Below are 12,860 nucleotides of genomic sequence, written 5' to 3'. Positions count from 1 at the left end.
CTATGTCGACGGCCATGTTCCACGACTCAGCCCTTGCGGGTGCCGCACGCGTCGATCCTCGCCCTACCAGCGCGGTAAGCCACGGCGTCGGCATGGCGGGGCTCGCCGGGCTGATCGCCTGGATCGTGGTCGCGCGACACTTCGGCATGGACGGCACTTATGCTGCGCTGATGAACGTCGCGGCCTGCGCGGTGCCGATGATCCTTTGGTCGCTGTTGGTCGACAAGGTCCACCGCCGCGCGTCGACCGGGATCGACTGGTCGCATGCCAAACCGCTGCGCGAGACGATCGACGTCAGTCTGGTGAAGCTTGCCGGGCTGTGGATCACCTGGGCCGGGATCGCGCTCATCTACATGACCGGGCGGTTTTACTGGGACGGTAACTACCGTTTCGCGATGTGGTGCCTGGAGAGCGCCGCGCCGTGGCTGCTCGCGGCCTCGATCCCTTATGTGTTGTGGCTCGACCGTTATCTGGTCGATGCGCGCGACGGCGCCTGGTCGCTCGGCGCCTGGATCACCGGCACCGCGGTCGCCGACCGCGAGGCGATCTACGCGCACCTACGCGCCTGGGGCGTGAAGGCGTTCTTTCTCGCCTTCATGCTCGCGATCGTGCCGCCCGGCTTCGCCGATTTCGTTGACGCCGATGGCGCCAACCTGCTCGGCTCGCCGACCGCGCTCGCCAATTGGCTGATCAGCTTCATGTTCGTGGTCGATGTCGCCTTCGCGACCGTCGGCTACCTGCTGACGATGCGTCCGCTCGACGCGCATATCCGCTCCGCCAACCCGTTCATGGCCGGCTGGACCGCCGCGCTCATCTGCTACCCGCCATTCATCATGATGGATGACGGACGGCCGTTCGATTATCGCCCCGGCACCGCCGACTGGACGCACTGGATGCAGGGACATCCGACGATGCTGGCGGCGACCGGCGCATTGCTGGTGGTGCTGACCGGCATCTACGCCTGGTCGACCGTCGCCTTTGGTTTGCGATTTTCCAACCTGACCAACCGCGGCATCCTGACGCACGGACCCTATGCGCTGTCGCGGCACCCGGCGTATCTGTCGAAAAACCTGTTCTGGTGGATATCGACGATCCCGTTCCTCACCACCGGCAGCCTGACGGACGCCGTGCGTGCGACGATCCTGATGGCGGCGGTCAGCGGCATCTATTTCTGGCGCGCGAAGACCGAGGAGCGCCACCTGCTACTCGATCCCGACTACCAGGCCTATCACGCCTGGATGGCCCGCCGCGGTGCAGTACCGCGCTTCCTGCGCTGGGCGCGGGGTAGCTCAGCCACGCCGGTAGAGCACGCGCCAGTCTAGGCGCGTCCTCATCCGAACGACCGTCCCGACGTCAGAAGCTCGCCTCGTCGTACACCTTCGACACGTCGCCGCTCCATGCGCCGTGATATCGCTCCAGCAGCACCTCCGCGGGCACCTTGCCGCTACGCACGACCTCGCGCAGCGGGTCGAGGAAGCCGGTCTCGTCGTCACCCGCCGCGTTAAACCGCGCGCGTGCCTTCAACCCGGCATGTGCGATGTCGAGCACGCGTCCGGCCACGTCACGCAACTGCCCGCCATCCGCTATCGGCGCCGACAGCCCCTGCGCCGGCACCGCGTCCCGCAACGCCTGCCGCTCCTCCAGCGTCCAGTCCTTGACCACATCCCACGCCGCATCCAGCGCGGCGTCGTCGTACAGCAAGCCGACCCAGAACGCTGGCAGCGCACAGATGCGGTTCCACGGCCCCCCGTCGGCACCACGCATTTCCAGGAAGGTCTTGAGCCGCACCTCGGGGAAGGCGGTCGACAGATGGTCGTTCCAGTCCTCGATCGTCGGCCGCTCGCCCGGCAGCACCGACAGCTCGCCGCGCAGGAAGTCGCGGAAGCTCAGCCCCGCCGCATCGATGTACTGCCCGTCGCGGTAGACGAAGTACATCGGGACATCGAGCATATAGTCGGCATAGCGCTCGTAGCCGAACCCGTCCTCGAACACGAACGGCAGCATGCCCGTCCGCGCCGGGTCGGTGTCGGACCAAATATGGCTGCGATAGCTGAGGAACCCGTTGGGCTTGCCTTCGGTAAACGGTGAATTGGCGAACAGCGCGGTGGCGAGCGGTTGCAGCGCCAGACCGACGCGGAACTTCTTCACCATGTCGGCTTCGCTGGCATAATCCAGATTCACCTGGATCGTGCAGGTACGCAGCATCATGTCGAGCCCCATCGTGCCGACGCGCGGCATATGGCGCAGCATGATCGCGTAGCGACCCTTCGGCATGATCGGCAGCTCGGCGCGTGTCTTGTCAGGCCACATGCCAAGCCCGAGGAAGCCGATTCCCAGCTTCTCGCCCGCTGCCTTCACCTGCTCCAGGTGGCGGCCCGTTTCGGCGCAGGTCTGGTGCAGGTGCTCGAGCGGCGCCCCCGAAAGCTCGAACTGCCCCGCCGGCTCCAGGCTGACCGATCCGTCGGCGCCAGTCAGCGCGATGACCTTGCCGTTCTCCTCGACCGGACGCCAGCCGTGCTGCTCCAACTCGCCCAGCAGCGCGCGGATGCCAGCCGGCTCATCCCACGACGGCGCATGGTGATCGCTTCGCGCGTAGACGAACTTCTCGTGCTCGGTGCCGATCCGCCAGCGGCTCTGCGGCTTCTCGCCCGAGGCGAAATGTTGGATCAATTGGTCGCGCGATCCGATGACCGCTGCGTTGCTGTCCGAAACGGTCTTCGTCGTCATGCCCGCGCGCTTACGCGTGGATGAACGACAGCGCTAGTGGGCGTGTGGTGGCGTTCGCGCAGTGCCCGACCTGCCTCAGTCACAACGAAAAAAGGAGGCCGGCGATGCGCCGACCTCCCCTCTTTTCGTACGTCAGTGACGATCGACTTACTGGCCCGAACCCGGACCGTAGGTGATCTCCACGCGACGGTTCTGCACTTCGCGCACACCGTCGGCGGTCTGGACGCGCAGGCGGGTTTCGCCGAACGCTTCCGTGGTCATCACGCCGTCCGGAACACCCTTCGACGCGAGGTAGGCCTTCACCGAGTCCGCGCGGCGCTGCGACAGGCCGACGTTGTACTGCGAGGAACCCGACGTATCGGTGTAACCAGCCAGCATGACCTGCGCGTTGCTGCAGTTCTGATACTGGGTGACCGCGTTGTCGAGGATCGACGCTGCTTCCGGCGTGACGTCCGACTTGTCCCACTCGAAGAACACGATGAACGGACCAGGCGAGCAGACCACTTCCGGCGGAGGCGGCGGAGCCGGCTCGGGCGGAGGCGGCGGCGGCGGCGGGGGAGGCGGCGGCGGTGCTGCCGGCTCACCGAAGTTGTAGGTCACGCCGCCCAGGATGCTGTGCGAACGGAACCGGCCGTCGTAGTTGCTGCCGCGCGCATCAACCAAGTTGACGCTGTCCGCGTTGAAGAAGCGATACTTCAGCGAGACGTCGACGTTCTCGCTCAGCGGAGCGCGGATACCCGCCAGCGCCTGCCATGCGAACACGGTGTCCGAATCGTCGACCAGACGGTAGCTGCGGGTCAGAGCGTACTTGCCCTTCACGCGTGCCACACCGGCACCACCGCCGACGAAGCCCTGCAGGCCATCGTCCGGACCGAAGTCCAGCAGGCCATTGACCATGAAGCTGAGCGCCGAGCTGCGGCCGCCTGCATAGTCGTAGCTGCCGGCCGGAACCGACTGACCGGCGTTCGGGCCGACCGGGATACGACCCGACGAACGGATCGCGTCAACAGTCGCCGAGCGATAACCGACCTCGGTCTCGAGGCGGAACGCGCCGAAATCGTAACCGATCACGCCGTCAACGTCGTAACCGTAATTGTGGTCGATGGTGGTCTGACCGGTCAGCGTCGTGTTGGCGCCGCCGTTCACGTTGTAGTCGATGTCTTCGACGATCATCGCACCGCCCTCAACGCCCACGTACCACGCCTTGTCGCGGGCCAGTGCGGGCGAGGCGAGCGCGGTCGAAGCGAGCGCCACAGTTATGGCAAGCTTCCGCATACTATTCCCCTTTCCTTGGTGTCACTACGGACAGCGCAAACCCACTATCCGAGCGTTGGTTTCCACACAAGCGATCAAAATAGCTGACTGTGGCAGGAACAACACACTTTTGGATCAGCCGATCAGCCCATGCGCCCGCATCGCGTTCAGGATCGCGTCGACCGCGACGCGCGCCTCGACATCGATCGTCGCGCCCGCCACCGGTGCCACAATCGCGGGTTGGCGGGCACCGATTACGGGAATGCCGTCGACGATCACGCGACGCGCGCGAACCACGCCGTCCTCCCATTCACCGGCGAACGCGACGCGACGCGCGCGCTGCGTGCACCACACCGACAGCCCTGGTGTCGCCGGTACGAAACGCCACCCGCCATCGGTCCAGCCCGCGATCGCGCGCGCATTGCCGGCCCATTCCGCGACCGGTTCGTCGCCCACGATCCAGCATTGCCCGACTGCGGGATCAGCCGGCGGCACGTTGACCCCGACATCCTCGACGACACCCGCCACGACGATGTCGAGCAGCGCAAGTGCTTCATTGTGCGTCTGTTCTTTCGCCGCCTGGCCGAAATGCAACACTGGCAGACCAAGGCGCGGCGTCGCGTCCTCACTCATGATTTGTTCCCTTCGCTGTTGGCTGATCGATGACGGCGATGCGGGACGTGGCGAACGTGCCGACCTGCGCGACCGTGACGCGTACGTTCCCGCCCGCGACCTCCGCCGGCGTGATCGTCAGCGCCGGTTGGGCGAGCATCTCGACGCGCTCCCCAAACTTGCTCGACACGACGACGCGGTACGTTTCGCGCTCCTCGCCTAACGGCACTTCGCCGTCGTTCCAGCGCCAGCCGACCCGGCTGCGTCTGGTCCAGCTGACGGTCGCACCGCCATCCGGTCTCGCGGTCCAGCGCAGGTGAACCGGGGCAAGCGGCGCGACCGAGCGGCCGTCCAGAAAAGTTTCGGAACCCGCCCGCTCGTCCCTGTCGCCGACACCCTGCGCGCTCACCCGGACGCGATCGCCGAGTCGCACCGCGCCGTCTGCCACCACCAGCAGCGACTCGCGCGCCAGCAGCACGAACCGCGTACCCGGCTCGTGGGCCTGCGCCGGACTGCCGCCGACCCCGCGGGTCAATCGGGACAGCCGCCACAGCGCCGACGCGACCTGCTCGGCGCGCGCGAACTGGATCACCTCGTCGCCGAGCAGCGCCAGATTGTCACCACGCGCCAGCCCCGACGCATCCGCGCTCTGCAACACCATGCCGTCGTGCAGCAGCGTCACCTCGATCACGCTTGCCTGCGCGCCGCCGTCGACGCGTTCATCACCCAGCACGCACCCTGCCGATAGGGGCTGCGCAGGCTCTGCACCAGATCGATCAACCGATCGGGCGCGCCGCTGCCGAAATCGCCCGCCGCCCCGCTAGCGAGATATTGCAGCGTCCCGAAGGCGCGCGTCGCATCGCCCGCATTGCTCGTTGCGGCTTGCAGGAACCCGCGCGGGCGATTGACGCCGTTGCCGTTCACGAACGCCGCGCCCTCCGCCTTGGCGAACTCCGCTGCGATCTCGCCCGCCAGCCAGCTTTCGACGTCGAACAATGCATCGTCCAGCATCGCCTGGCTCGCCGAGGGGTTGGCGAACAGCTCGCCCATCGGCGGCGCGATCTCGGCGAAGACCGGCGTCGCCATCGCCGGCCGCGCATCGGTCTCCGCCGCCCAGCCCGATGGCGTGCCCCCCGTCGTCACCAGCTTGCGATATCCGGCCGATCCCACCTGCACCACGCTGGCGATTCCGCGGATCGGGCTGGCGCTCTTCAGCGTCGCATCGATCACCGCGTCGATCTCCTTTGGGATCGCGTAACCGCCGGCATCCCCGGTCACCCCGGTGAACGCCTTGGTTTCGATCACCGCCCCCGACCTGACAAAACCGTCGAACGCGCCCAGCGCCGCATGCCGCCCCCCTTTTCTACGTTGAACCTCGCACGTCAGATGCGTGCCGGCATTCACCGCTCGCTCGACGCGCATACATCGGCTCGATCGATGGTCCGTCTCAGATACACACCGCTGCCGACCCCCACCTGCGCGCGCGCATCCCCGCCGTCCGGCACGCTTCCCATGCATATCGAGGCTAACCAAACAACAACGGGCCGGCGCAGTGGAGTGTGTCACCCCGCCGCCCGGCCCGCTGTCGCATCATCTCGATGTTCACGTTATGTACTCAAACAGCGTCACGCTGTCAAGCACTTTGTCGCGCCGCCCCTGCTCGGCCGTCCCCGTCCGACGGCACGATCCGACCGCCAGCCTGATCGGCACCCGTCACGCGTCGCGGTCGTCGCTACGCCACCCGCCGGCGCCGCAACCGTAACCACCGTCGCATGTCGCGCTTCGCCTTGCGCAGCCCCATCCACATCCCCGTCGCGCACACCATCGTCACGCCCGACAGCAACACCAGCACGATCACGTCCCAATATGGCCGGGCGCGCAACCCCGGCAGGTCGAGCCGGTGCGCCCCGTCCTGCAACCAGCGGAACAGCCGCGCATCGCGGTTCGCCGCCTGGATCAGCGCGCCCGTCTCCGGATCGATGTAGAGCCGCGTCGTCTCGGCATCCCGCAGGATCGCGCGCCACACCGGCAGCGTCACCGCGCGCTTGTGTCCGTAGTAATAGCTGTCCTCCTCCGCGATCAGCCGCAACGAGCCGAGTGCGGGCCCGCGCCGCAACGCCGCGACGATGTCCTCGCGCCGCAGCGCCGCGACTTGCGCCGCCGCATCGAAGCGCGTGGCGACTCCGGCGTGATCCACCGAGAGCAGGTACACCCGACCATTCAGCGGCGCGCTCTCGATCCGGCGCGTGTCCGCCGGCAGCGCGGTCATCGCACCGATCGCCGCTCGCACGTCGCCCCAGCGCATCGCGCCCGACAAGCGTTCGCGCGCGGCACCGCCCGCGTCGCGGCCGAGCAAGCCCCACGGGTTCATCGACAGCAACCCGCTCGCTACCCAGGTCAGCACCAGCACGCCGAAGAAGAGCCCGGCCATATGATGCCACCACCACAGCCGCTTGTATGGTGACGCCAGTCGCCCGTCGCGCCCGCGGCGCAGCCGTGCGACGCCGACCCACAATCCCGTCACGGTCAGGAAACAACCGAGCAGCGAGGTCCAGATCACCACCTGCGCCCATGCCGCACCATCCTGCCGCAGCATTGTCGGGTAGAGCCAGTGCGGCACCGCACCCAGCCAGCCCCAGAACCGCTCCCGCCGCGTCGTGTGCTGCACGACCTCGCCGCTACGCCCCGAAATGTAGATCGTCGTTCCCGCCGCATCGGCGAAATCGGCGCGGTACAGCGGCCGGTTGCGGCGGAACGTCTGCACCGTCCATTGGTCGATGCCGGTGGCGGCGATGCTGCGCACCCCTCCCGCGATCCCGCTTTCCCGCGCAAACGTCTCGGCGACCCGGCGTACGTCCGCGCGCCCGACTGTCGTCAGCGTCCTGCCGGTGCCGAGATCGACCGTCGAGGGTGCGGCACGCTGCTGCGCGATCCGCCGCTCGGCGACCGCCGCCGGCACGACGCGCAGCACCGCGCGCCCCGCCATCGTCTCGACCCGCACCGAGGCGAGCCGCGCGTCGTCGCGCAGCTCCACCCGCGCCAGCGTCGCCGCGTCGGGCGATCGCGCCGGCGCGAGCCCGCGCAGCTGCGCCTCACCCGTCAGTCGCGGATAATCGGCGTACATCATGACGAAGCCCGACAGGCACCATATCGTCATCACCGCGCCGACCAGAACGCCGAGCCACCGGTGCACGACAAGCACGCCGCGCGGCACCCTCAAAACGTCGCCCCGTAGCTGACCCGCAGCGTCCGCGGCACGCCGCGCGCAAAGTACAGGAAGCGCGCGCCGCCGCTGTCGGGCACCGCCGACTGGAAGCCGCGCGTGGCATAAGCGCGGTTGAGCACATTCTCCACCGACAGGTCGAAGCGGTGGCGGCGCTCCGCATCGGGAAACAGGTGCAGCCCCGCATCGACCAATGCGTAATCACCGTAGTTGCGCCGCCCGAAACCGCTCGCGGTCGAAAAGGCATCGCCGACCCAGTTCACCGACGCATTTGCACCGACCGGCAGCGTCGTTGGCCGCCACGCGACCGAACCCCGCGCCAGCTGCTCGGGCGTGCGATCGCGCTGCACGTCCGATCCGCGATTGCGCGCCTGCACATAGGTGTAGCTGGCATCCAGGTGCCACGCCGCGCCCAGCACCGCGCCCAGTTGCGCCTCGGCACCACGCACGTTCACGCGCGCGTCGGAATTGCTGTAGATGCCATCGGGATAGGCCGGATCGTCGTGCGAGATCGAAATCAGCCGATCGATCCGCCGTGCGAACGCGGTCGCCTGCCACGTCACGCGTCCTTCTGCGATCGACCCGCCGACACCGACGTTGACGCTCAGGCTTTCCTCCGGGCGCAGGTTCGGATTGCCGCGCTCGCAGCATGGATCGATCTGGTACAGCTGCGACGCACTCGGCAGCAGGAACGAGGTGCCGCCGTTCGCTTGCAGGTACAGGCCGTCGTTCACGTCGAACCGTCCGGTGACGTTCCACACCGTCTTCCGCGATCCGCTACCGTCGTTGTAGCGCAACCCGGCCGACGCGCGGGCGCGCCGCGACAGATCGTCGGTGGTGCGGACCTGGAACGTGCCGGCATGGACGCGCTCATTGGTGGCGCCGATCAGCAGCACGTCGTCGCGCCCGTTGAACTGCTGGAAATCGTAACCGATCAGATATTCGAGCCCGCGGTGCAGGCGCAGTTGCGCCAGCGCACTGCCGCCGTAATCCTTGAACCCCCAGAAGGTACCGGCCGGATAGACGACCTCAGGCGCGCCGCCGCCGATCCGGTTGCGGATCTGCACATAGGCCGTGCTCCAATCGTGGTAATAGCCCTTCAGGAACAATTGCACCGCGTCGCTGCCGACATAGTCGAGCCGCGCGCTGGCGGTTTCCTCGTTGCGGTCGTTGCGGCTCTCGCGCGTGCGCGTCACCGCCAGATTGTCGAGCTTGGCCTCGGTATGGATGTATTGCAGGTTCACCTGCCATTCGGGGCCCAGATCGTAGCGGTATTTGCCGCCGGCGCACCACAGGTCATACCCGCGCGCGCGGTCGGTCGCGCTCGGCTCCATCCGGCTGAACGGCTGATAGCCCGCCGACCGGTTGTAAGATCCCCAGGCGACGAACTGATGCCCGCCCGCGCCGCCGCGCACATAACCGCTCAGCGCGGTGCCGCCGAAACTGTCGACGCTCGCATCGACCTGCCCGCCGAGCCGATCGGAGAAACCGCGGGTGATGACGTTGATCACGCCCGCCGCGGCCTGCGTGCCGTAGAACAGGCTCTCGCCGCCGCGCAGCACCTCGACCCGCTCGATCATGCTCGCAGGCAGCGTGTCGTTGGGCGAGGTGCCGCCGTACAGCCGGTTGTTGATGCGGATGCCGTCGATCGTCCACAAAACATCCTGCGTGCGTGATCCCTGCAACGACACGTCGACGTAGCTGAACGGCCCGTTCGCAGGCTGGACGTACAGGCCCGGCATTGCGCTGAGCGCGGTCGCGACATCGACCGCGCCGCTCTCCTTGACCTGCTCCTCGGTCACGATCGCCAGGTCGCTGCCATAGCGTGCCCGCTCCTGCGGCAGCGTTTCCTCCAGGCTCCGGCCGGTGACGAGGATGTCGTCGGTGTCCGGCGTCACCTGCGCGCACGCGGCATCGATCGCGGCAGCGAGAACGGCGGACGCGATCGCGACCCGCCAAACGGTATGTATCGTCATGTATAACCCCCCATCGGCGTCGTCGACGTCGGGCCGGGGCGTGCCGTTCGCGCGAACGGTCGGCCACGCGCGCCGCCCGGACGCCCTTTCGCGACCGACGCACGTATCCGATGCGGCCCCCGCCGCTCGTTCGTCGCTCAGACGGGTTCACCGTGCCGCGGCCATCCCCTGGGCCAGGGCAAGAGCGACCAGACGCCGGCAGGTATCCTGGCTCGCGGGTCATCGCTTGATGCACACCTTCCCAGGCCCTTCGGCCCAGTGGCTGCCCCCGCGAAGGGAGCCTGTGCATCGCGCTCACCGCTTACAGTTGCAGGGACAGCCTCGGCTTCGGGCGACGCATCGCCTTCACCGCGTTCCCTTTTAAGCCTCTCGTCGAGGCACCGGCGCGATCATTCGTCCGCGGCGAAAAACACCACGGACGGCGTCACCGTAGATGCGCACGCGCTGCCCGGCAAGATCGTATCAGACGCTGTGCCCTGCGCCGCGCACCGTCACTGATAGTGCGAGCGGCGGTCGAACCCGGTGTTGCCCTTCGCCATCCGGCGCACCTTTCTGACCGCAGCCCGGACGTGGCGGTCGAAACGGCGGTCGTCATACACGCCGCGCCAGATGTAATCGTCGCGATGGGCCAGTGCGTCGAGCGCGACGATGAAGCCCGCCTGCGTCGCGGTCATGGCGGCGTTGTCGACATGGGAGCAGACCAGTTCCTCCGCCGCGGCCACGTCGCAATCGTCCTCGCCGTCCCGCCCGCGCCGCTGCGCCGTCACCTGATCCGCCCGCGCCGCGGCGACACGACCGCTGAGCCAGGCGCGCACCGCGGCACCGTCCCACTCGCCCGCCGCTCCGCTCCCTGATCCCGCGGTCACGCCCGGTCCTCCATCACCGCCGCGTCACCGCGATCAGGTCCAGCTTGCGCAAGCCCCGCGCAACGCGCCGCGCCTCCAGCAGCCCCAGGCCGCCCTGCCGCAACGCGGTGACCAGCTGCCGCTCGGTCAACGGCGCCGATACCGCATCGAGCAGGTCGAGCGCGGCCGCGCGGACCTCGGCAGGGGCGGCGTGCAGGGCATCGAGGGCAGTCATGCTTCTCCGAACGACAGGGTACAGCGCAGGCTCGGCAGCCGTGAACGCGACGGGGCTGCACACGGCGACACGACGACGCCGGAACGATCGTTATGCCGCGTTTGTCCGCCCCGATCGATCCCAAAACGTCGCGGTCGCACGTCGGCGGCGAAATCCTTGCCGCAAGCGCCTAATCGACGCTGCGGTCGCGCCGCCCCGGCAATGAACGGAAACCCTCCGCGGGGGTGACCTCGCGCGCAATCGCAGTACAAGGCACCTGCCAACCACCGGAGCCTGTATTGAACGTCGTCACCTTGTGCCTCTTCCTGTTGCTCGCGGTTGTCGCCAGCAGCATCGTCTCGCGCCTGCTGCCCTCGGCCCTGCCGCGCCCGCTCGTTCAGATCGGCCTCGGCGCGCTGATCGGCCTGTTCGCCGGCATCCGCGTCGAGCTCGATCCCGAGCTCTTCTTCCTGCTGCTGGTGCCGCCGCTGCTGTTCCTCGACGGCTGGCGCATCCCCAAGGACGAACTGTTCCGCGACAGCGGCGCGATCCTGGGTCTCGCGCTCGGTCTCGTGTTCCTGACCGTGCTGGGCGTCGGACTGTTCATCCACTGGCTGATCCCGGCGATGCCGGTCGCGGTCGCCTTTGCGCTCGCCGCGATCGTCTCGCCGACCGATCCGATCGCGGTCAGCGCGGTCGCGCAAAAGGTGACGGTGCCCAAACGGATGATGCACATCCTTGAGGGCGAATCGCTCCTCAACGACGCGTCCGGCCTCGTCTGCCTGCGCTTTGCGATCGCGGCGGCGTTGAGCGGTACCTTCTCGCTCGGCAGCGCGGCGACGACCTTCGCGTGGATGGCGCTGGCGGGCGTCGCGATCGGGGTCGCCACCGCCTGGGCTGCCGTGCGCGGCAAGGCATTGTTCGCCGACCGCTTCGGCGACGACACCGGCTCGAACATCCTCGTCAGCCTGCTGATCCCGTTCGGCGCCTACCTGCTCGCCGAGCATGTCCACGCCTCGGGCGTGCTCGCGGCGGCGGCATCGGGGATCGCGATGTCCTTTGCCGGCAGCGGCGTCGCGCTCGGCGCCGCCGCGCGGATCAGGCGCGGCGCGGTGTGGGACATGCTCCAGTTCACGTTGAACGGCGTCATCTTCGTGCTGCTGGGTGAGCAATTCCCCGATCTGGTCCACCGCGCACGCGAAACGATTGCGGTCACCGGGCATGACAGCATGTGGTGGCTGCTGCTCTACGTCGGCGCGATCGTCGCCGCGCTCGGCGCCCTGCGCTTCGCCTGGGTGTGGGTGTCGCTGCGCTTCACGCTGCTGCGCGCGCGTCGCGCCGGTGCAACGAACACCGCCAGCCCGCCGCAGCGGATCATCGCCGCGATGTCGGCGGCGGGCGCGCGCGGCGCGATCACGCTGGCGGGTGCGCTGACGCTGCCGATGACGATGAACGACGGCTCGCCCTTCCCGGCGCGCGATCTCGCGATCCTGCTCGCTTCGGGCGTGATCCTCGCGTCGCTCGTGATCGCCTCGGTCGGCCTGCCGCTGCTGCTGCGCGGGCTGCACCTGCCCGTCGACGAGGGCGCAGCGGAGGAACGCGACCGCGCCCGCATCAAGGGCGCGAAGGCCGCGATTGCGGAGATCGAACGGGTGCAGCACCAGATGGCCGAGGAACACGGCGACGCCGATCGCTCGACCGAGATCGCGGCGCGGATCATGGACCAGTACCGCGAACGGATCGACAGCATCACGGGCGACGAGGACGAGCGGTCGCAGCAGGCGCAGCTGACCGCGATCGAGCGCACGCTGCGCCTCGCGGGCATCCGCGCCGAACGAGCGACCACGTTCGCGCTCGCCCGCGGCGGCGAGATCAGCAACACGCTGGCGGATCAGCTCGGGCGCGAACTCGACCTCGCCGACGCACGACTGACGCGGCTCGGTGCGTGAGCGCTAGGGGCATCGATGTGACCGCCCGCAAGCCTGTCGGAACAAAGCCGAGCATCCGTC

The 12,860-nt window shown here is 68.2% G+C and carries 10 protein-coding genes, 1 pseudogene and 1 riboswitch; of the genes and pseudogenes, 2 read left to right on the top strand and 9 right to left on the bottom strand.

The genetic code is table 11. The annotated features are described in order from the left end of the window. Positions 1-14 precede the first annotated feature (14 nt). Positions 15-1,322 (top strand): methyltransferase family protein, encoded by a 1,308-nt coding sequence (locus SMN802W_RS0114410; RefSeq protein ID WP_193378591.1) that lies wholly within the window; start codon positions 15-17, stop codon positions 1,320-1,322. 31 nt (positions 1,323-1,353) lie between these two features. Here the strand turns inward: SMN802W_RS0114410 and SMN802W_RS0114405 are convergent, their stop codons facing one another. From SMN802W_RS0114405 to SMN802W_RS0114360, 9 genes and pseudogenes are all read right to left on the bottom strand, one after another. Next, positions 1,354-2,727: a glutamate--cysteine ligase gene (locus SMN802W_RS0114405; RefSeq protein WP_019517624.1), complete on the bottom strand. Its 1,374-nt coding sequence runs from the start codon at positions 2,725-2,727 to the stop codon at positions 1,354-1,356. Positions 2,728-2,874: 147 nt separating this feature from the next. Then, positions 2,875-4,002: an OmpA family protein gene (locus tag SMN802W_RS0114400; RefSeq protein ID WP_026326159.1), complete on the bottom strand. Its 1,128-nt coding sequence runs from the start codon at positions 4,000-4,002 to the stop codon at positions 2,875-2,877. A 114-nt stretch (positions 4,003-4,116) separates the two neighbouring features. Next, a complete protein-coding gene (locus tag SMN802W_RS0114395; RefSeq protein ID WP_019517622.1) occupies positions 4,117-4,614 on the bottom strand; it encodes a DUF2793 domain-containing protein in 498 nt (165 codons plus the stop codon). Further along, positions 4,607-5,254 carry a GTA baseplate fiber-binding domain-containing protein gene (locus tag SMN802W_RS0114390; protein ID WP_443209012.1) on the bottom strand — a complete coding sequence of 216 codons (648 nt, stop codon included), beginning with the start codon at positions 5,252-5,254 and terminating at the stop codon, positions 4,607-4,609. Before SMN802W_RS0114390 ends, SMN802W_RS0114395 begins: the two co-directional genes overlap by 8 nt. Positions 5,255-5,292: 38 nt before the next feature. Next, positions 5,293-6,015, bottom strand: a pseudogene (locus SMN802W_RS17260) (phage major capsid protein); the annotation flags it as partial. Between the two features lie 310 nt (positions 6,016-6,325). After that, on the bottom strand, positions 6,326-7,807 hold the full coding sequence (locus tag SMN802W_RS0114380) for a PepSY domain-containing protein (protein WP_019517619.1): 1,482 nt from the start codon (positions 7,805-7,807) through the stop codon (positions 6,326-6,328). Positions 7,808-7,809: 2 nt separating this feature from the next. Beyond that, on the bottom strand, positions 7,810-9,792 hold the full coding sequence (locus tag SMN802W_RS0114375; RefSeq protein WP_019517618.1) for a TonB-dependent receptor plug domain-containing protein: 1,983 nt from the start codon (positions 9,790-9,792) through the stop codon (positions 7,810-7,812). A 180-nt stretch (positions 9,793-9,972) separates the two neighbouring features. Continuing rightward, a riboswitch (cobalamin riboswitch) is annotated at positions 9,973-10,190 on the bottom strand. A 93-nt stretch (positions 10,191-10,283) separates the two neighbouring features. Further along, positions 10,284-10,658, bottom strand: coding sequence for a hypothetical protein (locus SMN802W_RS0114365; RefSeq protein ID WP_019517617.1), 375 nt, complete (start codon positions 10,656-10,658; stop codon positions 10,284-10,286). Between the two features lie 13 nt (positions 10,659-10,671). After that, a complete protein-coding gene (locus tag SMN802W_RS0114360; protein WP_019517616.1) occupies positions 10,672-10,872 on the bottom strand; it encodes a hypothetical protein in 201 nt (66 codons plus the stop codon). A 278-nt stretch (positions 10,873-11,150) separates the two neighbouring features. On the opposite strand from SMN802W_RS0114360, the gene SMN802W_RS0114350 reads away from it, so the two are divergent. Beyond that, entirely contained in the window at positions 11,151-12,800 is a 1,650-nt protein-coding gene (locus SMN802W_RS0114350; RefSeq protein ID WP_019517615.1) for a Na+/H+ antiporter, read from the top strand. The last annotated feature ends 60 nt before the right edge of the window (positions 12,801-12,860 follow it).

It is taken from the genome of Sphingomonas sp. Mn802worker, from assembly GCF_000382485.1.
In the GTDB taxonomy this organism is placed as follows: Bacteria; Pseudomonadota; Alphaproteobacteria; order Sphingomonadales; family Sphingomonadaceae; genus Sphingomonas.
This window is presented reverse-complemented; position numbering and strand designations above follow the sequence as displayed.

Bases quoted from the DNA above. Each gene is read 5' to 3' on its own strand.
- SMN802W_RS0114410 (WP_193378591.1), top strand. From the start codon at position 15: ATGTTCCACGACTCAGCCCTTGCGGGTGCCGCACGCGTCGATCCTCGC.
- SMN802W_RS0114375 (WP_019517618.1), bottom strand. From the start codon at position 9,792: ATGACGATACATACCGTTTGGCGGGTCGCGATCGCGTCCGCCGTTCTC.
- SMN802W_RS0114390 (WP_443209012.1), bottom strand. From the start codon at position 5,254: ATGGTGTTGCAGAGCGCGGATGCGTCGGGGCTGGCGCGTGGTGACAAT.
- SMN802W_RS0114400 (WP_026326159.1), bottom strand. From the start codon at position 4,002: ATGCGGAAGCTTGCCATAACTGTGGCGCTCGCTTCGACCGCGCTCGCC.
- SMN802W_RS0114395 (WP_019517622.1), bottom strand. From the start codon at position 4,614: ATGAGTGAGGACGCGACGCCGCGCCTTGGTCTGCCAGTGTTGCATTTC.
- SMN802W_RS0114405 (WP_019517624.1), bottom strand. From the start codon at position 2,727: ATGACGACGAAGACCGTTTCGGACAGCAACGCAGCGGTCATCGGATCG.
- SMN802W_RS0114360 (WP_019517616.1), bottom strand. From the start codon at position 10,872: ATGACTGCCCTCGATGCCCTGCACGCCGCCCCTGCCGAGGTCCGCGCG.